The following is a 22,488-nucleotide window of genomic DNA, read 5'->3' as shown; positions in this document are numbered from 1 at the left end:
TTATCGTAGATGCACTTGCTGAGCGATTAGGAGTACAGTTAAATCAATCCAAATTTAAAGGGGTTTACGGTACCTATCATTATAAGGGAGAGAAGATTGTTTTATTAAAGCCTCTAACTTATATGAATTTGTCCGGAGAAAGTATTGTTCCTTTAATGGACTACTTTGATATAGAGGAAGACGATCTCCTTGTCATTTATGATGATTTAGATTTGCCTGTTGGAAAGATAAGATTAAGACAGAAGGGAAGTGCTGGAGGGCATAATGGAATAAAATCAACGATTGCTCATTTAGGCACTCAGCATTTTAATCGAATCAGAGTAGGGATTGATCGTCCTACAAACGGGATGAGTGTTCCTGATTACGTTTTGGGCAAGTTTAGCAAAGAAGAACAAGGGGATTTGGACCAGGTGATTTCAACAAGCGTTGAAGCGTGTGAAACGTGGTTTGATAAACCTTTTCTAGAAGTGATGAATAAATTTAATTAATCCCAGGAAAACGCTCATCATAAAATAATCCGAATGAATAAGTCCTCCCAAACAGGTTCATACTAAGTATATAAATGTGTTTGGAGGTAATGAATTTGACGATCCACTACCATTGTCGACATTGTGGAGTTAATGTTGGAAGAATTTCCGAAATGTCCGTTCATTCTGAACAGCTGGGACTGAATACGTTAACAGATGAAGAACGATTACACATGGTCCATTATCAAGAAAATGGGGATATACAAGTACAGACTATTTGTGAAGACTGTCAAGAGAGTCTTGAGCGTAATCCAGATTACCACCAGCTAGATTATATTATCCAGTAACAACGCTTTGGTGAAGAACCAAAGCATTTTTCTGTTTATATCTCTAGAATTCAATCATATATATAGAAAGATCCACAGGGGAGGAGCGTACTCTTGAAAGGTATTTTAAAGCATGTTCATAAAAGTGAAGAAATTCAGACCCTTATAGCAGGGGTAGAGGAGCAACTATCAGAACAGCTTGTAGCAGGATTATCTGGTTCATCCCGTTCAGCCTATATAGCGGATGTTTATATTCAGACTAAAAAATCCACGATTGTGGTTACACATAATTTATTTCAAGCACAGAAAATTTACGAGGATCTAACACAGTTTTTATCTGAAGATGAAGTATATTTATATTCTGCAAATGAACTCATTGCAGCGGAGCTAAGTGTTGCCAGTCCAGAATTAAAATCCCAAAGAATTGAAGTATTAAATAAGCTTGCTAATAACATGAAGGGTGTGTACATCGCACCAGTAGCAGGACTTAGAAAGATTCTTCCTCCAAAATCAATGTGGGAAAAAAACCAAATCACGTTTACATATGGTGAAGATATTGATTTAGACGAGGTTTTAAATCAATTGGTTCAAATGGGATATCAACGTGCAGGGATGGTTAGTGCCCCTGGTGAATTCAGTCTCCGAGGAGGTATTGTAGATGTGTACCCCTTAACATCTCAAAACCCCGTAAGAATTGAGTTGTTTGATACAGAGATTGATTCCATTCGAACGTTTTCTGTTGAGGACCAACGCTCGATAGATAAGCTTGAAACGATGGAAGTAGGACCTGCTACAGAAGTTTTATTGAACTATGAAGATACGGAAAGGCTGATTCATAAAATTGAAGCGGGCTTATCCAATAGTTTGAAGAAAATAAAAGCGGCAGCAGTGAAAGAAAAGCTTACAGAATATATTGGTCATGAAATAGAGCAGCTTGAAAATGGTCAAATTCCACAACAAATCTTTAAGTACCTATCACTCGCATACGATACTCCTAGTAGTTTGCTAGATTATTTACCGAAGGACGGTGTTTTATTCTTCGATGAATATAGTCGTGTTCAGGAGATGAGTGAGTCGCTGGAAACAGAAGAAGCCGAATGGTATACTTCCCTGCTTCAAGATGGACAAATCATTCATGATCTACCTGTATCTCATTCCTTTAATAAGCTAGTAGCGAACACCAGGTTAACAAAGGTCTATTTCTCGTTGTTCTTGCGACATATTCCAAATACAAGTCCCCAGAACATTTTTAATATAGCATCTAAACCCATGCAAAATTTCCACGGTCAGATGAATGTGTTAAAGGCGGAATTAGATCGTTGGAAAAAAGGAAATTATACGGTTGTCTTATTGGGTCCTGATGAAGAACGGGTAAAAAAGCTTCAACGAGTACTGGACGATTATCAAATTGAGATCGCCTTTGTAGAGGATGGGGAAACATTACTGCCTAATAAAGTGCAAATGATTAACGGTAGTTTAACAAGTGGTTTTGAGCTCCCCCTTCAAAAGATAGCAGTCATTACAGAAGAAGAATTGTTTAATAAGAAAACCCAGAAAAAGCCGAGAAGACAAAAGCTTTCAAATGCAGAAAGAATTAAAAATTACTCTGAACTTAAAGTTGGCGACTATGTGGTTCATGTGAATCACGGAATAGGAAAATATTTAGGTATTGAAACTCTAGAGATTAATGGAGTCCATAAAGATTATCTTCATGTGAAATACCAAGGGAATGATAAACTCTATGTACCTGTTGATCAAATCGAGCTTATTCAGAAATATGTAGCCTCAGAAAGCAAAGATCCAAAACTATATAAATTAGGTGGAAGTGAATGGAAAAAGGTTAAGTCAAAAGTGCAATCCTCCGTTCAGGATATAGCAGATGACCTAATCAAACTGTATGCAGAGCGCGAAGCAGCGAGAGGGCATGCGTTTTCACCAGATGGAGATATGCAGAGAGATTTTGAAATGGCCTTTCCTTATGAAGAAACCGACGATCAGCTGAGGTCCATTAATGAAATAAAGCTGGATATGGAAAGAGAACGGCCGATGGATCGTTTACTTTGTGGAGATGTTGGTTACGGGAAAACAGAAGTGGCCATTCGTGCAGCGTTTAAAGCGATAGCTGATGGGAAGCAAGTGGCTATTCTGGTACCAACCACGATCCTAGCCCAACAGCATTTTGAAACCATTAAAGAACGTTTCCAAGACTTCCCTATTGAAATTGGGTTATTGAGTCGTTTCAGAACGAGAAAGCAACAACAAGAAACGATTAAGGGATTGAAAGCCGGCACTGTGGATTTAGTCGTTGGTACTCATCGCTTGCTCTCTAAGGATATAGAGTATAGGGAAATCGGTTTACTTATCATTGATGAAGAACAACGATTTGGGGTTACACACAAAGAAAAGATCAAGCAGTTAAAAACGAATATTGATGTTCTAACGCTTACAGCGACACCAATTCCACGTACCCTACATATGTCTATGCTTGGGGTAAGGGATCTTTCTGTCATCGAGACACCTCCTGAAAATCGCTTTCCAGTTCAGACGTATGTAATGGAATACAACGGAGCCTTAATTAAAGAAGCGATTGAAAGAGAAATGGCTCGTAATGGTCAAGTGTACTTTCTTTATAATCGAGTAGAAGATATCGAACGAAAAGCAGACGAAATATCCATGCTTGTTCCAGAGGCAAGGATAGCCTACGCCCATGGACAAATGAGTGAGAATGAATTGGAATCCGTTATTCTGGGCTTTCTGTCAGGTGAATACGATGTTTTAGTGACCACTACCATTATTGAAACGGGCGTTGATATTCCAAACGTAAATACATTGATTGTCTTTGATGCTGACCGAATGGGATTATCTCAGCTGTATCAGCTTAGAGGACGGGTAGGACGTTCAAACCGGGTTGCCTATTCTTACTTTACCTATCGTAAGGATAAGGTGCTTTCAGAAGTCGCCGAGAAGAGATTACAGGCTATTAAAGAGTTTACAGAGCTTGGCTCTGGTTTTAAAATCGCAATGCGTGATTTAACAATTCGTGGAGCCGGAAATCTCTTAGGTGCCCAGCAGCATGGATTTATTGACTCTGTTGGGTTCGACTTATATTCTCAAATGCTGAAGGAAGCAATTGAAGAACGAAAGGGAGACCAGCCTAAGGAAGAGACCTCTGCCTTTGAAGTAGATGTAGAAGTAGATGCTTATATCCCTGACGACTATATAAAAGATGGCCATCAGAAGATTGAAATGTATAAACGTTTCCGTTCGCTGACGTCTCTACCTGAAATAGAAGAGCTGGAAGAGGAAATGTTAGATCGCTTTGGGGAGTATCCAGAGGAAGTTGGCTTTTTATTTTTAATTTCTGAAATGAAGATTTACGCAAAGAATACAAATCTAGAATCCATCAAGCAAGATAAGAAGATGGTGAATATTTTCATGTCTCCTGAGTCAACAGGAAAAATCGATGGATCTAAAGTTTTTGATCTATGCAATAAGCATGGTCGTGCGGTTGGACTGGGTATGGAAGGCTCTAAACTAAAAATATCTATTAATACTGCTCGTTTGGAGACGTCAAAATGGTTTCATATGGCCTACGATATTATCAAGAATTTAGATCAGGCATTAAAAACAGAAGAAAACATATCTTGAGGTACAGTTTATTCTAGTTGTCCCATTCATTAACAGAAAGATACAAGAATGATTCCAAATTAACGATATATTTCATAAATATAACAGCATTTCCTATTATTCGTTATCATCTTGTAACTAAACTGTAAACGCGTTTATGGTTTTACTTTACTATGATAGGGGTATTAGTATTTATGCAGCTGCCAACAATGGAAAAGTTAACCTGCATTAGCATTTTAGTGAAATTACAGAAAAAAATTACGCAATGTGTATAGAACTTCTAAGATGTAAGATACTAAACTCAATAATGGCGTTGTATTCACAACCGATAGAGTACATCGCTATAAAAATCATCTGATGAAAGTGAGGCAACTATAGATGAAAGCAACTGGTATTGTTCGTCGTATTGATGATTTAGGGCGTGTTGTCATTCCGAAAGAAATTCGCAGGACATTAAGGATTCGTGAAGGAGACCCTCTAGAAATCTTCGTTGATCGTGACGGGGAAGTCATCTTAAAGAAATACTCTCCTATAAGTGAGCTTGGGGATTTTGCAAAGGAATATGGTGAAGCCTTATACGACAGTTTAGGAAGTGCCGTTTTAATTTGTGATAGAGATTCGGTCATTGCCATCTCTGGCGCTTCAAAGAAAGAATATTTAAATAAGAACATCAGTGAACTAGTAGAGAAAGTAATGGATGACCGCACGTCTCTATTACACACTCAACAAGGACAAGCAGAGCTTGTTGATGGACATGATGAAGATTTAGCTTCCTACACGATTGCACCGATTGTAGCAAATGGTGATCCAATTGGAGCAGTAGCGATCTTTTCAAAAGATCGCACAGTAGGCGAAGTAGAACAAAAAGCAGTAGAAACGGCAGCTGGCTTTTTAGCAAGACAAATGGAACAATAGTTGTTAAAGGAGTGGCATCTTTTGCCACTCTTCTTTTTTTAGGTTATTTTCAGAATGATTAGTTATGAATTGAAAATCAGCTTTTCTAAACCAATTATCCCAAAATAGTAGAGCAGTTCCCCTCACTATTTGGCACATACATCTTGAAAAAACCTCTTGTTTTAAAACCACAATCTTTAAGGAAAGTGCTTTTTATATGATAAAATGACGAGTACATAATCTAAATTATTCTCTATTTGTGAAGTGAAAGTCATTCACATAGAAAGGCAGGAAAACTCGTTGAGTAAGAAATATTCCTCCAACCAGTTTTTGAAAGGGGCCATGGTATTAACGATTGCCGCTTTAATCACGAAGATTTTAAGTGCAGTATATCGTGTTCCGTTTCAAAATATTGTTGGGGATGTTGGGTTTTATATATATCAGCAAGTGTATCCCTTTTATGGTATTGCTATTGCATTATCTACTTATGGATTCCCGGTGATTATCTCGAAGATGGTTGCAGAAAAGCTTGAAGAACAGGATGAAGAGGGAGCGAAAAGAGTCGCTCTTACCTCCTTTTTATTCTTAAGTACGGTCGGTTTCATTTGGTTTATAGGAGTGTATTTTGGAGCTGAGTTCATAGCAGGCTGGATGGGAGATCCACTCCTGACCCCTTTGATTCAAGTTATATCTTTATCTTTCTTATTGTTAGCGCCCTTATCTGTCATGAGAGGATACTACCAAGGAAAGGAAAACATGGTACCTACTGCTGTGTCACAAGTCGTTGAACAAACCATAAGAGTAACGACAATACTTTTTTTTCTACCCTTTTAATATCTCAAGGATACTCTTTGTACATAACAGGAAATGGTGCATTGTTCGGATCGATTACCGGTGGAATTGGGGGAGTGTTCGTATTATTTTTCTTTTTGGCAGCCCATAAGGAAAAATTATTCTCATTACAAGCTTTGACACTAAGGAAAGATAGTAAACAGGTTTGGTTGCGGTTGCTGAAAAATGGTACGGCCGTTTGTGTTAGTGCAATGTTATTAGTCCTTCTGCAATTTGTCGATTCTTTAAATTTGTATGCACTGCTTACGTCTTCTGGAATGGAAGGGGAAGTGGCGAAGAAATGGAAGGGGATTTATGACCGGGGTCAGCCTTTCGTACAACTGGGGACCGTTGTGGCTACATCCATATCATTAACGATTGTTCCATTAGTGACGAGTGCTTTTATGAATAAAAATCAGTCCTTGGTTAGGGAGTATAGTCAGTTATCCTTGAAAATTAGTATTGCCATTGGGTTTGCTGCAACACTAGGTATTATCAATCTTATAGTACCTACGAATACCATGTTATTTGAAAACTCCCTGGGTTCAGGAGTAATTGCCGTATTTTGTATTTCTATTTTCTTTAGTTGTCTGATTCTCACCTTTTCTGGTATCTTTCAAGGAATTGGGAATATTTATTACCCGGCTTTAAGCATCATTATAGGAATAGTATTGAAATATATTGGGAATACATTATTGGTTCCTGTCATGGGGACCATGGGTGCATCTTTAGCGACCATTGTTTCCTTAGCGGTGATAGCTGGTTTGATGATCATAAAATTACGCCGTCTATTTCCCCTTCGTATTATAGAGGTGTCTTTTTATAGAACGATGCTCTTAAGCGGAGGGATCATGACAATCGTGTTGCAGGGATTTTTACAGCTTTATGATACACTTTTATCAAAAGGAATGCCTGAAAGAGAGCTTTCTGTCATTTTTTCATTAGGTGGCGTTTTACTTGGAGGAGTCATATTTTTAGTTATCTTCTTACGAGGCAATGTTTTATCTAAAGACGAAATCAGCTTTCTGCCTTTTGGGACTAAATGGGTCTGGCTTATGAACAAAATTCAAAAAAAGAATGAAACGTAAAAGGAGACTATTATGCATACGATTACGATTGTAGGACTAGGTGCAGGAGATTTGGAACAGCTGCCATTAGGTGTATATCGTCAAATTAAAAATAGTACAAGCTTGTTATTAAGAACAAAGGAACATCCAGTTGTAAGAGACCTTGTAGAAGAGGGAGTGGCGTTTCGTTCCTTTGATGAAATTTATGAGAAGCATGACCAATTTGATCATGTCTATGAGGAAATCGTAAAAGAACTCGTTTCAGAAGTTCAAATACATTCCATTGTTTATGCTGTACCTGGTCACCCATTAGTAGCGGAAAAAACCGTACAAATGCTATTAGACCTTCAAAAGGATGGAAGAATCAAAGTGGAAATTGGTGGAGGACAGAGCTTTATTGATGCCTTGTTTGCTTCTGTTGGTGCTGATCCTATTGATGGCTTTCAGCTTTTAGATGGAACAAGCCTAAAAGTACAGGACATTCGCATGAACCAACAGCTCATTATTGGTCAAGTATACGATGGGTTCATTGCTTCTGAGGTGAAGCTTACGTTAATGGAGCTCTATCCATATGATTATGAAGTAGCATTAGTAACGGCTGCCGGAAGTAAGGACGAAAAGGTTGAGCACGTTCCTTTAGTTGAACTTGATCGCGCGGCGAATCTAAGTAACCTTACAAGTCTATATGTTCCAGCGGCGAATAAAATGGAGACCACGTATAAACAATATGCCACTTTAAGAGAGATCATTACGACTTTAAGAGGACCGAATGGGTGTCCGTGGGATAAGGAACAATCTCATCAATCGTTGAAAAAGTATTTATTAGAGGAAACCTATGAGTTGTTAGAAGCTATTGATGAAGATGATATCGACCATATGATTGAGGAATTAGGAGATGTACTCTTACAAATCATGCTACATGCCCAAATCGGAGAAGATGAAGGGATGTTTACTATGGAGGAAGTCATAGAAAGCACTGCCTCCAAAATGGTCCGTAGACACCCACATGTATTTGGCACTGTTGAGGTTGAAAACTCAGAGCAGGTAAAAGCAAATTGGGATCAAATAAAAAAGCAAGAAAAAAACCAGAATGATCTCGAACCAATGCTAAAGAATGTGGCAAAGGGAATGCCGGCTTTATTGAAAGCTTATGAATATCAGAAAAATGCTTCTAAAGTGGGCTTTGATTGGACAGATGCCAAAGGTGCCCGGGAAAAGGTGTGGGAAGAATTAAAGGAATTTGAAAGGGAAGTCGAGAATAATAGTGAAAAGAAGATAAAGGAAGAATTTGGAGACATCCTTTTCGCTCTTGTGAATGTGGCTCGATTTTATAAAGTGTTTCCAGAAGAAGCACTTGCTATGACAAACACGAAATTCTATCGCCGCTTTTCCTACGTAGAGGAACAAGTTCAGCTATCAGGTAAAAGCTTTGAAGATTATACGCTCGAAGAACTGGATGATTATTGGAACGAAGCAAAGAAGAAGAATATAAAGTAAGGAGATTTTATAGAATGGTATCCATGAGATTAGATAAATTTTTAAAAGTTTCAAGATTAATAAAACGAAGAACCCTTGCGAAAGAAATTGCTGATCAAGGTCGTATTTCAGTAAATGGGTTGCAAGCTAAAGCAAGCTCAAATGTAAAAGTGGGAGACGAATTAAGTGTAAGGTTTGGACAAAAGATTATGAGGGTAAAGGTAGAAAGGCTTATTGAAACAACCAAAAAAGATGAAGCCAGTGGACTTTATTCTGTCCTTTCTGAAGAACGAATTCAAGAAGAAACAGAATAGACATTACATATTAAGTACTATCTAAATTGGTTCTATTTTTCTCGATTTCACATACATATAGTTACAAAGCTTGTACTATTGGAATGTGAGGGATGAGGATGAACCAATATTATGATGGAAATAAAGATAAAGTGACGTATCAAGAGCATGATGTAATGATGAGAGGAAGAAAGCTACTCGATATTACAGGTGTCAAACAAGTAGAAAGCTTTGATAACGAAGAATTTTTACTAGAAACTGTCATGGGGTTTTTATCTGTCAGAGGTCAAAATCTCCAAATGAAAAATTTAGATGTAGACAAGGGCATTGTTTCCATTAAAGGAAAGGTGTTCGATCTGGTCTACCTGGATGAGCACAGTGGGGAGAAGGCTAAAGGCTTCTTTAGCAAACTGTTTCGATGACGCTCACCACTCAGTTTTATACCATGCTTTCCATGATTGGGATGGGAGCATTATTTGGTGCGACACTCGATACGTATAATCGATTCTTAAATCGTTCTGAAAGAAAAAAATGGCTTGTGTTTTTAAATGACATTTTATTTTGGATTTTTCAAGCTCTATCCATATTTTATATTTTGTTTGTTGTGAATTTTGGGGATATCCGGTTCTATATATTTGTTGCATTATTATGTGGATTTGCTGGCTATCAGGCTTTAATCAAGCAGCAGTACCTCCTTTTTTTAGAGCGTATGATTCAATTTTTTATTTCACTTTATAATTTTGGAGTGAAAATGGTAAAAAAACTCATTTATTCGCCGATAAAATGGATAGTGCTACTCCTCGTTACTATTTTAATGGGGATAGGAAAGGGTCTATTATCGATCATACTCTTTTTGTTTAAGGTAGTGTATAAAATCATTATCTGGTCTCTTAAGCTCGTAACTGCTCCAATATGGTGGGTTTGTAAGATAATATGGAATTTATTGCCGAAAAATATTACAAAAAGAGTCGAGAAGTTATATAATAAAATGGCAGGAATTTTAAGGAAGTATATCAAAAAGATATATAGAGTGGTAAAACGGTGGAAAAAGCCTCCTGAAGAATAGGAGCTGCACCCAAATACCATTTCAACGTGTAAAGGAGGTTTGGAAATGAGAAAAAACGTAACATCTATGGAAAATGAATATGTTCGACATCAGGAGCATATCCATCATTCATCTTCTAAGAGAAAAAAACGTTTGGTCCGTAGATTATCATTATTTTTTGTATTAGTATTGGCAATTAGTGGATTTTTAGTGTCAACTCTCATTTCCAGGACCCAGGTTTTAGAAGATAAACGTGCTGAAAAAGCACAATTAGAAAAAAAGTTAGAACACCTAAAAGATAAGCAATCTGCCCTAGAAGAGGAGATTGTGAAGCTTAACGATGATGAGTATATAGCTAAACTAGCGCGTCGAGACTACTTTTTGTCTGACGATGGAGAAATTATTTTTAACATTCCAGAGCCAGATAAAGAGAAAGAAGAAGAGGTGTCTTATTGACACTCTTTTTTTTAATTGGCTATAATATATAATAAGGTTTATCTTTTATAATTTTAAGGAGGAGCATTTCTTTTATGTCAATCGAAGTAGGCAGCAAGTTACAGGGTAAGGTAACAGGTATCACAAATTTCGGAGCGTTCGTGGAATTATCGGAAGGTTCAACAGGTTTAGTTCACATTAGTGAAGTTGCAGACAACTATGTTAAGGATATCAACGAACACCTTAAAGTTGGCGACGAAGTAACAGTAAAAGTAATTAATGTTGAGAAAGATGGGAAAATCGGTTTATCTATCCGAAAAGCGAAAGAGCAACCACCACAACGTTCACAGCGCCCTCAGCGTCCTCAACGCCCACGTAGCAACAATAAACAAAATGACACACGTACAAAAGAGAGTTTCGAACAAAAGATGGCGCGTTTCATGAAAGACAGTGAAGAACGCCTATCATCTTTAAAGAAAAACACCGAATCTCGACGTGGCGGAAAAGGGGCGAAAAGAGGTTAACTTGCTGTCTATTAACTAATATAGCAGGTTCTTACGGTAGAAACAGGCACGGCCATCAATGGCCGTGCCTGTTTTTTTATGTTATAAGGCTTGGGTTATAACAAAGGAGATCCTTAATCATTTCCCGAATATAGAAAGTAAATCAGATTAATGGAGGACTTTATGAATAAAGTAGAAATAGTGACACATCATGAAGAGTTTGTAAATTGGCTGGAACAGTTAAATGAGGTTAAGGAAGAAAAATGGTTCTCACCCATACAGGATGAGAAATGGTCCCTTGCTGCTATTGTTTCTCACATTATGAAATGGGATCAGTATTCATTAAAAGAGATTTACTCAAGATTGCATAACGAAGCAGCATTCACTCCTTTTCCTGAGTTTCAACCATTCAACCAGGCAGCGGAAAACTATGCACATGAGGTTGTGACACAACAGGAACTGATTGATGAGAGTGTGAAAACACGTAAATCCGTCATCGCTTATATAGAATCATTAGAAGATAATGAAATTGAACATTCTTTTACGGTAGGAGAACACCGATTTACATTAAGAGAATACCTTGAAGACTTTCTTGGTCATGACAAGCACCATCGAAATCAAATTGAAAAAGCCTGAAGGATAGATCCTTCAGGCTTTGTTGTTTTAATTAGGTTTTAATGTAAAACGGCTCGATTATTCAAAGAATCGGACCACTTTGCCTTTTTACAAGAATAACATCATCCAATTTACTAGTCATATGACAAAAAAAGACTATCTCAAAGGATAGTCTTTTAAAAATGACCCGTACGGGATTCGAACCCGTGTTACCGCCGTGAAAGGGCGGTGTCTTAACCGCTTGACCAACGGGCCTAAAAATATGGTAGCGGCGGAGGGGATCGAACCCACGACCTCACGGGTATGAACCGTACGCTCTAGCCAGCTGAGCTACGCCGCCATATCTGTATACCTTTAAGGCACAAAATCTATAATACATAGAAAGAAAAAACTTGTCAACATATATAATAAAAGAATTTGTCAAATTTCCTTTAAGTGCTTATGTAACAACTTTCAGACATAAAAAAAGGTAAATGAAGTAAATACTCAACGAGAATATTCTGAATATTATAACGGATCGAAGAGAATGTCGTCGAAATATTCTTTGGTTGCATTCCCTCATTTTGACAAACTTTTAAGCTCGTCCAATTTATACTAAACAAAAAGAAACGGGGAGTGTATGTTACATGGGGAAAACCAATCAGACCATCATAGAGCCTTTACAGAATGTGGACATTGAACATACGAGGGTAGAACTTTCTAAGGGAATAAAGTCTATTTATTCTAGGCTTGAAACAGTGTTTATTCAAAAGGGTATTGCGTTGTTGGTCATTGGATTTTTACTAGGCAGAGCGTTAATATTGTCGCATCTTACTCCATTTGCCTTACCGTTTTTCGCTACGGTTTACATTATTCGTAGAGAGAAATCTCCTATTGCCTTAATAGGTTTACTTGCAGGTGCTCTATCGATTTCTTTATCTAGTATCAGTTATACGTTTGTTAGTGCGATATTATTCCTGTTAGTGTTTCGTTTAACACAAAAATATCATAAGAATGATCTGAAGCTGGTTGCCTTTTATGTTCTGTTTACTGTTTTAGTTGCCAAGCTTGGCTTTAATTATGTACAGCAAGGGCAAGTATTAACCATTTACAACGGAGTTATGGCTCTCATAGAAGCAAGCTTAGCGTTTATCTTAACCTATATATTTATTCAGAGTGTTCCTCTGGTCGCTGTTCAACGAAGAAGAAAATCACTTAAAACAGAGGAGGTTGTAAGTCTCATTATTTTGTTAGCTTCGATTTTGACTGGAACCATTGGCTGGTCTGTCTACAATCTATCCATTGAGCATATATTATCGAGATATTTGGTCCTCCTATTCTCATTCGTCGCAGGGGCAACAGTTGGTTCTACTGTGGGGGTTGTAACAGGTCTTGTTTTCAGTTTAGCGAACGTTTCAAGCTTTTATCAGATGAGCTTGCTTGCTTTTTCGGGTCTCCTTGGGGGATTGATGAAGGAAGGGAAAAAATTTGGAGCAGCAATCGGTCTGTTAATTGCTACGTTACTAATGGGAATGTACGGAGATAGTGATACAGTTATAACCAAAACCTTATATGAATCAGGAGTTGCGATACTATTATTATTTTTAACACCTCAAAGCTTGACCGCAAGTATCGCTAAACATATTCCTGGAACTGCTGAATATCAACAAGAACAGCAAGGGTATATGCGTAGAGTAAGGGACGTAACGGCTAATCGTGTTACCCAGTTTTCATCTGTATTCCAAGCATTATCAAATAGTTTTCAACAAATTGAAGACCAATTTGAAGAGGAGGAGGATAAAGAGTTTGATTATTTCTTAAGTAATGTAACGGAGAAGACTTGTCAAACATGCTTTAAGAAGGATCAATGCTGGTCACGGAATTTCGATAAAACCTATAATTTGATGAAAGATGTGATGACGGAGTTTGATGAAGGGCGAATTCCACTTTCCCCTAAATTGGCTAGAGAATTGGACAAGCATTGTACGAAAGAAAAAAAACTTCAAGACACCATTTATCAAGAGTTAACCTTTTATCAAGCAAACCTTAAACTGAAAAAACAAGTAAAGGAAAGTAGACGATTAGTAGCAGACCAATTAAAAGGAGTCTCAGAGGTCATGGGGAATTTTGCGAAAGAAATCCAAAGGGAAAGGGTGAATCATCACATTCAGGAGGAGCAAATTTTAACTAGTATTAAAGAATTTGGAATTGAAATTGAAAATATTGAAATCTATAACTTAGAGCAAGGGAATGTGGATATTGATTTGACTATGCCCTATTGTGGGGGACATGGACAAGGTGAAAAGCTTATCGCTCCTATGCTGTCAGATATACTAGGTGAAAATATAGTGGTTCAGAAGGAAGATTGCGCTCATTTCCCAAATGGGACTTGCCATGTGACATTCCGATCAGCTAAAAAATTTGTTGTGAATACAGGTGTGTCCCATGCTGCAAAAGGGGGAGGATTAGTATCTGGAGATAGTTATTCTATGATTGAATTAGGAGCTGGGAAATATGCTGTTGCGATTAGTGATGGAATGGGAAATGGAGAGCGGGCTCATTATGAAAGCAATGAAACACTTAGGCTACTAAAAAAGATATTAGAGTCTGGAATTGAAGAACAAGTTGCAATCAAATCTGTTAATTCGATCTTATCATTACGTACGAATGATGAAATTTTTTCAACCTTGGATTTAGCCATGATTGATTTACAGAATGCATCATCAAACTTCTTAAAGATTGGTTCGATTCCAAGCTTTATTAAACGCGGGGAAAAGGTGATGAAAATAGAAGCTAGTAATTTACCGATGGGAATGCTTCAACAGGACTTTGAGGTAGATGTTGTGTCAGAACAATTGAAGGCAGGGGATCTCCTCATCATGATGAGTGATGGTGCCTTTGAAGGGCCAAAACATGTGGAAAACTATGATCTTTGGATGAAGAGAAAGATTAAGGAGCTTCAAACGGAGGATCCTCAAGAAATAGCGGATATTCTTATGGAGGAAGTGATTCGTTCGAGTTCAGGAGTGATTGAGGACGACATGACAATCGTTGTATCGCAAATTAAACACAACATTCCTAAATGGTCTTCAATTCCAGTGCAATCAAATAAAGGAAAGGATAAAAAAAGAATCTCATAGAGATATTTGTGGTCCTATAAAAATAGTTAACTAGAGTATATTTTTCTTCTAATTCGGCGAAGATGATACCATCTTTTGAATTAGGAGGGGAGTATGATGAAGACAGGTACACTTCGTCAAATTCTATTAATTACAGATGGCTGCTCGAACCAAGGGGAAGACCCTATCGCCATGTCAGCGTTGGCAAAAGAGCAAGGGATTTCAGTAAATGTTATTGGGGTCATGGATAATGATGTGATTGATGATAATGGGTTACAGGAGATTGAAGGAATTGCTCTATCTGGAGGTGGAGTTAGTCAAATTGTTTATGCTCAACAGCTCTCTCAGACCGTGCAAATGGTCACAAGAAAAGCAATGACTCAAACGCTTCAGGGGGTCGTAAATAAAGAGTTAAAACAAATTTTAGGGAAGTCTGCTTCGATGGAAGAACTTCCTCCAGAGCAACGCGGAGAAGTGATGGAGGTAGTGGATGAATTAGGTGAAAACGTTGATATGGAAGTGTTGATTCTTGTCGATACATCTGCAAGCATGAAGCATAAGCTACCAACCGTGAAGGAAGCCTTGTTAGACCTGTCCTTGAGCTTAAACGCGAGAATGGGAGATAATAAATTTTCCGTATTTGTATTTCCCGGGAAACGGCAGGATGTCGAAAAATTGCTAGATTGGACACCTAAACTCGAAACGCTTACGAGTATATTCTCTAAATTGTCTCCAGGTGGAATCACACCTACGGGTCCCGCTATCTCAGAAGCCATTACACACTTTAAGAAAAAACGTTCATTAAGGGGATTGCTCTCTCGTGGCGATGATGAACAATACTTCGAAGAAACCATTTAATTTCTCTCCTGGGACAGTTATTAGAGGAAAATGGTATAAAAACATCTACTCGATCATCAAAGAATTAGGGTATGGTGCAAACGGAATTGTGTATCTTGTACAAGGAGCATCCGGATTCCAGGCAATAAAAATAAGTGAAAGTAACGTTACGATTACATCAGAAGTTAATGTATTAAAGTCATTTTCTAAGGTCCAAGGTTCTCCGCTTGGACCTAAGCTTCTTGATGTAGATGATTGGGAATATCGAGGGAAAACGATTCATTTTTATAGTATGGAATATATACAAGGTCCAGATTTGCTTTCTTTCGTACAAGAGAAAGGATTTTCGTGGACAGGGGTATTGGTGGCTCAACTATTAACAGACCTCCAAAGGATTCATAAGGAAGGATGGGTATTTGGAGATTTAAAACCTGAAAACCTTATCATCACTGGACCTCCTTATCGTATTCGCTGTATAGATGTCGGAGGAACGACAATTGCAGGAAGAGCGATTAAAGAATTCACGGAGTTTTTTGATAGAGGGTATTGGCTAGGTGACTCTCGGAAAGCTGACCCTACCTATGATCTTTTCTCTGTTGGAATGATCTTAATCAATTTGGCATACCCACAACGTTTCACAAAGACTGGAAGTGGGAATATGCAACAATTGAAGCAGGCTATTCAATCAAAGGATCAATTAAGAAAGTTCCAGCCCACTATTGTAAAAGCATTAGAAGGGGACTTCCTTTCTGCAAATGAGATGCGAGAGAGTTTATTAAACACATTGTCTCATTCTCCTCAGAATGCCCGGCAGTCTAATACAAATCCAACAAGAAAAAGGACATCTCACTCTTCACATACTCATGCCTCACCTCAAACTACTCGATATCAAGCTCAAAAAACGAATAAAACAAGTCATTTTATTGAGACTGTATTGGTAGTAATCATCGTGTCTCTTTTATATGTATTATATATTTATGGGGAGTTAATGTAGCCATATGAGGTGAGAATTTAAGTGAAAATTGATACAATAAGGAAAATGGTTTAGGAAGAGGAAATGTTATGCTAGAGAGCTCGACAAAAGAGTTTATTCAAAGTCATGAACTTATCCAAAAAGGTGATGTATTAGTTGTGGCCGTTTCAGGTGGTCCGGATTCTTTGGCTCTTCTTCATTTTCTCCATGCAAATAGAAGAGTGTGGGAGATTGAACTTGTTGCGGCTCATCTCGATCACATGTTTCGCGGGGAAGAGTCCCTTAACGAACTCCTTTTTGTAAAGGGATTTTGTGAGAGGTTAGACATACCCTTTTTTGGAGAAAGAATAGATGTTTCACAAGTGATGAAGGAATCGAATGGTGGTCTTCAGAAAATTGCCCGTGACGTTCGCTATACCTTTCTGAATAAAATTATGATAGAGGTATCTGCCAACAAGCTCGTTTTAGGTCATCACGGAGATGATCAAATAGAAACAATCCTCATGAAGCTCACAAGGGGAGCGAACGGTGTGAGTAGAGCGGGAATTCCTTTAATAAGGGAGTTTTCACCAGGTAAGATTATTCGTCCTTTTCTGTCTGTGACAAAGGAAGACATCGAGAAATATTGTGAGGAGTATAATCTTTCTCCTCGACGGGACCCTAGTAATGAGAAGGAAGACTATACTAGAAATCGATTCCGAAAAGCAGTGGTACCTTTTTTAAAAGAAGAAAACCCACTCGTTCATAAACAATTCCAACAATTTAGTGAAGAATTAATAGAAGATGAAGGCTATTTAGAGGAATTAACAAGGCAAAAGTTGAATAAGGTATGGAATAAATCGAAGGATTTCTCCACTTTAGATATTAAAGGTTTTCTTACAATGGCTCAGCCTTTACAAAGAAGAGGGATTAATCTAATATTAAACTATCTTTACAAACTTAGACCACCTTCCTTATCGTCTATACATATTTATGATGTATTGGGTATATTAAGAGGAAAAACGCCTAATGCCAGCTTGGATTTACCAAGTGGTCTAAAAGTAACAAGGGCGTATCATACATGTTATTTCCATTTCGGGGAATTAGAGTGTATTCAATCACCTTATTGTTATGAACTAAACGTTCACGAAACACTCGAACTTTCAAATGGATATCAATTCGACTTCTATCCCGCACCTGTAAATAAAGAGGATTGTAACGGTCAATATGTATACTTACATGAAGACCACATTGCACTCCCTTTATCTATTCGGACGAGAAAACCAGGAGATCGAATAAAATTAAAAGGGTTCGAAGGCTCTAAAAAGCTTAAATCCCTTTTTATAGACGAAAAGATTCCTGTTCATCTTCGGGACCAATGGCCAATTGTCGTTGATGCCGAAGAACGAATCCTTTGGGTTCCAGGAATTAAGAAATCTATTTACGATTTGGGAGAAGCAAAAGAAAAGAGTTTAGTCTTACAATTAATAAGCAATCATCTTCTAGGAGGCAGTTGAACATTGTTAAATCAAGATATTGAAAAAGTGTTAATTTCAGAAGAAGAACTTCAAGTGAAGATCAGAGAACTAGGTGCCGAATTAACGAAGGAATATCAAGACCGTTTTCCTCTAGCAATTGGAGTTTTAAAAGGGGCTATGCCATTTATGGCTGACCTATGCAAACGTATGGATACTCACATGGAAATGGATTTCATGGATGTATCGAGCTACGGAAATTCCACTGTTTCTTCAGGAGAAGTGAAAATTGTCAAAGATCTTGATACGAAAGTTGAAGGAAGAGATATTCTAATCATTGAAGATATTATCGATAGTGGGCTAACACTTAGTTATTTAGTTGAATTATTCCGTTATCGTAAAGCGAAATCGATTAGCATCGTAACGCTGCTTGATAAGCCATCAGGTCGTAAAGCTGATATTAAAGCGGATTACGTAGGGTTTATTGTTCCAGATGAATTTGTGGTTGGATATGGTTTGGATTTCGCTGAACGATACCGTAATTTACCGTATATCGGCGTTCTTAAACCTGAAGTGTATACAACAGGAGAATAAGTGTAATCTAAAGAAGAATTCTTCTTTCAAGAAATACAAGAGGGCGACATACATAAGGTTTTTGTTTTCAAAAAAAAGTGTTTTTGGTGCCAGTATTCCAATTATGTATTCCCCTTTACAATCTCCGCGCTTTTATAAGTGCAATTTGTTGTAATGCCATGATTTTCTATGATACTATTTTACGTAGTTTGTTTACCGTGGGAGGAGGTAAGGGATGAACCGGATCTTTCGAAATACCATATTTTATTTACTTGTCTTTTTAGTGATTATAGGTGTAGTGAGTTATTTTAGTAATAATAATGAACCTACCAAGAATATTGAATACAGTAATTTTATTAATAAGCTTGAAGATGGTGAGGTTACTTCTTTTACAATTCAGCCTGGAAGAGGCGTTTATGAAGTAAAAGGAAAGTTAAAAGGGGCTAAAGAAGAAGAGTTCTTCTTAACCTATGTCCTTACTACTGATGGTAAGTTAATGGAGAAAATTAATACTGTAGCTTCAGAACAAGGTATCGATGTAGAAGTATTACAAGCAAAAGAAACAAGTGGATGGGTATCGTTCTTTACGACCATTATTCCATTTGTGATTATCTTTATTCTGTTCTTCTTCTTACTCAACCAAGCGCAAGGCGGCGGAAGTCGTGTTATGAACTTCGGTAAGAGTAAGGCTAAGCTATACAGCGAAGAGAAGAAGAAAGTTCGATTCAAAGATGTAGCTGGAGCAGATGAAGAGAAACAAGAATTAGTAGAGGTAGTGGAGTTCTTAAAGGATCCACGTAAATTCTCTGAAGTGGGTGCACGTATTCCAAAGGGTGTTCTTTTAGTAGGACCTCCTGGAACAGGTAAAACCCTACTTGCACGAGCGGTAGCTGGGGAAGCTGGAGTTCCCTTCTTCTCAATCAGTGGTTCTGACTTCGTTGAAATGTTTGTCGGTGTCGGGGCATCTCGTGTTCGTGATTTATTTGAAAACGCGAAGAAAAATGCACCATGTATCATCTTTATCGATGAGATTGATGCAGTTGGTCGTCAGCGTGGAGCAGGTTTAGGTGGAGGTCACGATGAACGTGAACAAACCCTTAATCAGCTACTAGTTGAAATGGATGGTTTTGGCGCAAACGAAGGAATTATCATTGTTGCAGCCACCAACAGACCAGATATTCTTGATCCTGCATTGTTACGTCCAGGTCGTTTTGACCGTCAGATTACAGTTGATCGTCCTGATCTTAAAGGGCGTGAAGCGGTACTTAAAGTACATGCACAAAACAAACCTCTGGATGATTCTGTTGATTTGAAATCAATTGCAATGAGAACGCCAGGTTTCTCTGGTGCTGATCTGGAAAACCTTCTAAATGAAGCAGCCTTAGTAGCTGCCCGTGAAGATAAGAAGAAAATTGATATGCGTGATATTGACGAAGCAACTGACCGTGTTATTGCCGGTCCAGCTAAGAAAAGTCGCGTTATATCTGAAAAGGAACGTAAAATCGTGGCATTCCATGAAGCTGGTCATACAGTGATTGGGTTGGTCCTTGATGAAGCAGATATGGTTCATAAGGTAACGATTGTTCCTCGTGGTCAAGCAGGTGGTTATGCTGTAATGCTTCCTAGAGAAGATCGTTACTTTATGACAAAGCCTGAGCTTCTTGATAAAATCACTGGCTTACTCGGTGGTCGTGTCGCAGAAGAAATCATCTTTGGTGATGTATCAACTGGTGCACATAATGACTTCCAAAGAGCAACTGGAATTGCACGCAAAATGGTTACTGAATACGGTATGAGTGACAAGCTCGGACCTCTTCAGTTTGGTCAATCTCAAGGTGGTCAAGTATTCTTAGGCCGTGACATCAATAGTGAACAAAACTATTCAGATGCCATTGCGTATGAAATTGACCAGGAAATGCAACGTCTAATAAAAGAAAGCTATGAACGAGCGAAGACGATTCTTACTGAAAATCGAGATAAGCTTGAGTTGATTGCGAAGACACTATTAGATGTAGAAACATTAGATGCGGATCAAATTAAGCATTTAATGGATCATGGTAAATTACCAGAACGAATTTATGCTTCAGACGAAGAAGAGAATAATGACGTTAAGGTAAATATCCAAAAGAAAAACGAAGACGTGATTTCAGATGATACTACTTCTAGCGAAGACGAAAACAACTCTGATCGCACGTAATATATGACTAAGAGGCTGGTTCTTCCCCACTTAAATGTGGAGGTTGAGTCAGCCTTTTTTCTTTGGTTAGAGATATCTTAATCAGATCAATGATGCTTATTAAAATAGGCTCTTTTCGCAAAGATTGTTGTTATTTTAAAACAGATCTGCCAAGGCTATGTCAGCCAGTGTGTGCTCGATGGTTTGGGGAGCTGCTCCGCTTTCCGGGGTATCGGCACTCCCGATTTTCCGAGAGGAGTCTCCGGAGTGCCCCTCGCCACCAAAGGAAATTTATTTGACAGAGCTTAATTGTGACAAAAAACAATTAAAAGAGGGCTGACTTTCTATAATACAAGTTAAATTCACCACTACACACTTCAAACCTAAATCGCTTTTAAATAAGTCTATAGCAAGAAACTCATGCTTAGAAGGTTGGTTGGAGGGGAAGGTGCTCGACTCCTGCGGGAAAATCGAGACAGGTGAGACCCCACAGGCGCTTACGCCGAGGAGGCTCACCGACCACCCAGCGGAAAGCGAGCATCCTGAAGCGGAAATTAACTACTGCCTTCTTTTCTAAAATATCAACACTCTTTACGAATACAGCCCTATTTAAAGATATACAGTCCAGTTCAAACCGTACCTATAATAAAAAAATTGTGGTATGATGTTGGCAGTGTGAAAACAATTGGCTTAGTAGGTGAGAATAATGATTTTTGTAATGGATGTTGGGAATACGAATATCGTATTTGGTGTATATGAAAATGACCAATTAAAATATCATTGGAGAGCTGAAACGAATCGACATAAGACGGAAGATGAGTTTGGCATGTTTGTAAAAAATTTGTTTAAGCATGTAGAACTAACTTTCGATGAAATTGATGGTATTATTATATCCTCAGTTGTTCCTCCAATTATGTTTAGTTTGGAACGCATGTGTGAAAAGTATTTTAATATCACTCCTCTTGTTGTCGGGCCTGGTATTAAAACCGGACTAAACATTAAATATGAAAACCCAAGAGAAGTGGGAGCTGACCGAATTGTGAATGCTGTTGCTGGCATCCATGAATACGGAGGTCCATTGATTATTGTGGACTTTGGAACTGCGACTACTTATTGCTATATAAATGAAGATAGACAATACATGGGTGGAGCTATAGCCCCGGGAATAGGAATATCAACAGAAGCGTTGTATTCAAAAGCGGCAAAGCTTCCTCGAATTGAAATAGCCCGTCCAGATAATATCATCGGGAAAAATACTGTTGCAGCGATGCAAGCAGGAATTCTTTATGGGTATGTGGGACAAGTAGAAGGTATCGTTCAAAGAATGAAAGCACAAAGTAAGAAGGAACCAACTGTTATTGCTACAGGTGGATTGGCCACGCTTATTTCGAAGGAATCAAAAGCAATCGACGTGGTAGACCCATTTTTAACGTTAAAAGGATTGAAATTAATCTACAAACGAAATATGAACTGAGTGAAAGGAGCTTTCAAAACATGAGCGACTATTTAGTAAAAGCGTTAGCCTATGATGGGCAAGTTCGTGCCTATGCTGTTAGAAGTACTGAAACAGTTGGAGAAGCGCAAAAGAGACATGATACATGGCCAACAGCATCAGCCGCGTTAGGTCGTACGATTAGTGCCGGGGTCATGATGGGAGCAATGCTAAAAGGTGAAAATAAATTAACGATTAAAGTTGAAGGTGGAGGTCCTATCGGTGCTATTCTAGTAGATAGCAATGCGAAAGGGGAAGTAAGGGGTTATGTCTCAAATCCACATGTTCACTTTGACTTAAATGAAC

General features: G+C 38.2%; 21 protein-coding genes and 2 tRNA genes. 21 read left to right on the top strand and 2 right to left on the bottom strand.

Features of this window, described 5'->3' with window-relative positions; translation table 11 throughout:
* The 13 genes from pth to IQI_RS00055 all read left to right on the top strand — a co-directional run.
* Positions 1-488: aminoacyl-tRNA hydrolase (gene pth / locus IQI_RS00110; protein WP_064090895.1), on the top strand; the 488-nt coding region annotated here is incomplete at its 5' end.
* A gap of 95 nt (positions 489-583) precedes the next feature.
* Positions 584-814, top strand: coding sequence for an anti-sigma-F factor Fin family protein (locus IQI_RS00105; protein WP_064090894.1), 231 nt, complete (start codon positions 584-586; stop codon positions 812-814).
* Between the two features lie 93 nt (positions 815-907).
* Positions 908-4,441 (top strand): transcription-repair coupling factor, encoded by a 3,534-nt coding sequence (gene mfd / locus IQI_RS00100; protein ID WP_064090893.1) that lies wholly within the window; start codon positions 908-910, stop codon positions 4,439-4,441.
* A gap of 357 nt (positions 4,442-4,798) precedes the next feature.
* Positions 4,799-5,335, top strand: coding sequence for a stage V sporulation protein T (gene spoVT, locus IQI_RS00095; protein ID WP_064090892.1), 537 nt, complete (start codon positions 4,799-4,801; stop codon positions 5,333-5,335).
* A 279-nt stretch (positions 5,336-5,614) separates the two neighbouring features.
* Positions 5,615-6,148, top strand: a complete 534-nt coding sequence (locus tag IQI_RS20985) for an oligosaccharide flippase family protein (RefSeq protein ID WP_082892536.1) — start codon at positions 5,615-5,617, stop codon at positions 6,146-6,148.
* A 17-nt stretch (positions 6,149-6,165) separates the two neighbouring features.
* A complete protein-coding gene (locus IQI_RS00090) occupies positions 6,166-7,233 on the top strand; it encodes a lipid II flippase MurJ (protein WP_231893362.1) in 1,068 nt (355 codons plus the stop codon).
* 12 nt (positions 7,234-7,245) lie between these two features.
* The gene (gene yabN / locus IQI_RS00085; protein ID WP_064090891.1) at positions 7,246-8,709 is read left to right on the top strand and encodes a bifunctional methyltransferase/pyrophosphohydrolase YabN; all 1,464 of its coding nucleotides are present in this window, start codon (positions 7,246-7,248) and stop codon (positions 8,707-8,709) included.
* A 23-nt stretch (positions 8,710-8,732) separates the two neighbouring features.
* Positions 8,733-9,002 (top strand): RNA-binding S4 domain-containing protein, encoded by a 270-nt coding sequence (locus IQI_RS00080; RefSeq protein ID WP_064090897.1) that lies wholly within the window; start codon positions 8,733-8,735, stop codon positions 9,000-9,002.
* A gap of 98 nt (positions 9,003-9,100) precedes the next feature.
* On the top strand, positions 9,101-9,403 hold the full coding sequence (yabP, locus tag IQI_RS00075) for a sporulation protein YabP (protein WP_064090890.1): 303 nt from the start codon (positions 9,101-9,103) through the stop codon (positions 9,401-9,403).
* Positions 9,400-10,047: a spore cortex biosynthesis protein YabQ gene (gene yabQ / locus IQI_RS00070; protein WP_064090889.1), complete on the top strand. Its 648-nt coding sequence runs from the start codon at positions 9,400-9,402 to the stop codon at positions 10,045-10,047. Before yabP ends, yabQ begins: the two co-directional genes overlap by 4 nt.
* A gap of 45 nt (positions 10,048-10,092) precedes the next feature.
* Positions 10,093-10,482, top strand: a complete 390-nt coding sequence (locus IQI_RS00065) for an FtsB family cell division protein (protein WP_064090888.1) — start codon at positions 10,093-10,095, stop codon at positions 10,480-10,482.
* A gap of 74 nt (positions 10,483-10,556) precedes the next feature.
* On the top strand, positions 10,557-10,985 hold the full coding sequence (locus IQI_RS00060; protein ID WP_064090887.1) for a S1 domain-containing RNA-binding protein: 429 nt from the start codon (positions 10,557-10,559) through the stop codon (positions 10,983-10,985).
* Between the two features lie 162 nt (positions 10,986-11,147).
* Complete coding sequence (locus IQI_RS00055) at positions 11,148-11,600, top strand: DinB family protein (protein ID WP_064090886.1); 453 nt, start codon at positions 11,148-11,150, stop codon at positions 11,598-11,600.
* Positions 11,601-11,762: 162 nt separating this feature from the next.
* Here IQI_RS00055 and IQI_RS00050 read toward each other — a convergent pair.
* A tRNA-Glu gene (locus tag IQI_RS00050) sits at positions 11,763-11,834 on the bottom strand.
* Positions 11,835-11,842: 8 nt separating this feature from the next.
* Positions 11,843-11,919 (bottom strand) — tRNA-Met (locus IQI_RS00045).
* A gap of 286 nt (positions 11,920-12,205) precedes the next feature.
* Between IQI_RS00045 and spoIIE the strand changes: the two genes are divergently transcribed.
* The 8 genes from spoIIE to IQI_RS00005 form a co-directional block, all read left to right on the top strand.
* On the top strand, positions 12,206-14,698 hold the full coding sequence (spoIIE, locus tag IQI_RS00040; RefSeq protein WP_064090885.1) for a stage II sporulation protein E: 2,493 nt from the start codon (positions 12,206-12,208) through the stop codon (positions 14,696-14,698).
* Positions 14,699-14,794: 96 nt separating this feature from the next.
* Positions 14,795-15,535 (top strand): VWA domain-containing protein, encoded by a 741-nt coding sequence (locus IQI_RS00035; protein WP_064090884.1) that lies wholly within the window; start codon positions 14,795-14,797, stop codon positions 15,533-15,535.
* Entirely contained in the window at positions 15,504-16,508 is a 1,005-nt protein-coding gene (locus IQI_RS00030) for a protein kinase domain-containing protein (RefSeq protein WP_064090883.1), read from the top strand. The genes IQI_RS00035 and IQI_RS00030 overlap by 32 nt, the downstream gene beginning before the upstream one ends.
* Before the next feature lie 68 nt (positions 16,509-16,576).
* On the top strand, positions 16,577-17,983 hold the full coding sequence (gene tilS, locus IQI_RS00025) for a tRNA lysidine(34) synthetase TilS (RefSeq protein WP_064090882.1): 1,407 nt from the start codon (positions 16,577-16,579) through the stop codon (positions 17,981-17,983).
* A 3-nt stretch (positions 17,984-17,986) separates the two neighbouring features.
* On the top strand, positions 17,987-18,535 hold the full coding sequence (hpt, locus tag IQI_RS20980) for a hypoxanthine phosphoribosyltransferase (RefSeq protein WP_064090881.1): 549 nt from the start codon (positions 17,987-17,989) through the stop codon (positions 18,533-18,535).
* A 214-nt stretch (positions 18,536-18,749) separates the two neighbouring features.
* A complete protein-coding gene (gene ftsH / locus IQI_RS00015) occupies positions 18,750-20,711 on the top strand; it encodes an ATP-dependent zinc metalloprotease FtsH (RefSeq protein ID WP_064090880.1) in 1,962 nt (653 codons plus the stop codon).
* A 685-nt stretch (positions 20,712-21,396) separates the two neighbouring features.
* Positions 21,397-22,164, top strand: a complete 768-nt coding sequence (locus IQI_RS00010) for a type III pantothenate kinase (RefSeq protein WP_197489688.1) — start codon at positions 21,397-21,399, stop codon at positions 22,162-22,164.
* Between the two features lie 20 nt (positions 22,165-22,184).
* Positions 22,185-22,488 (top strand): Hsp33 family molecular chaperone HslO (locus IQI_RS00005; RefSeq protein WP_197489687.1); only part of this gene is annotated, 304 nt, incomplete at its 3' end.

This window comes from Rossellomorea aquimaris TF-12 (assembly GCF_001648555.1).
GTDB classification, from domain to species: Bacteria; Bacillota; Bacilli; order Bacillales; family Bacillaceae_B; genus Rossellomorea; species Rossellomorea aquimaris.
This window is presented reverse-complemented; position numbering and strand designations above follow the sequence as displayed.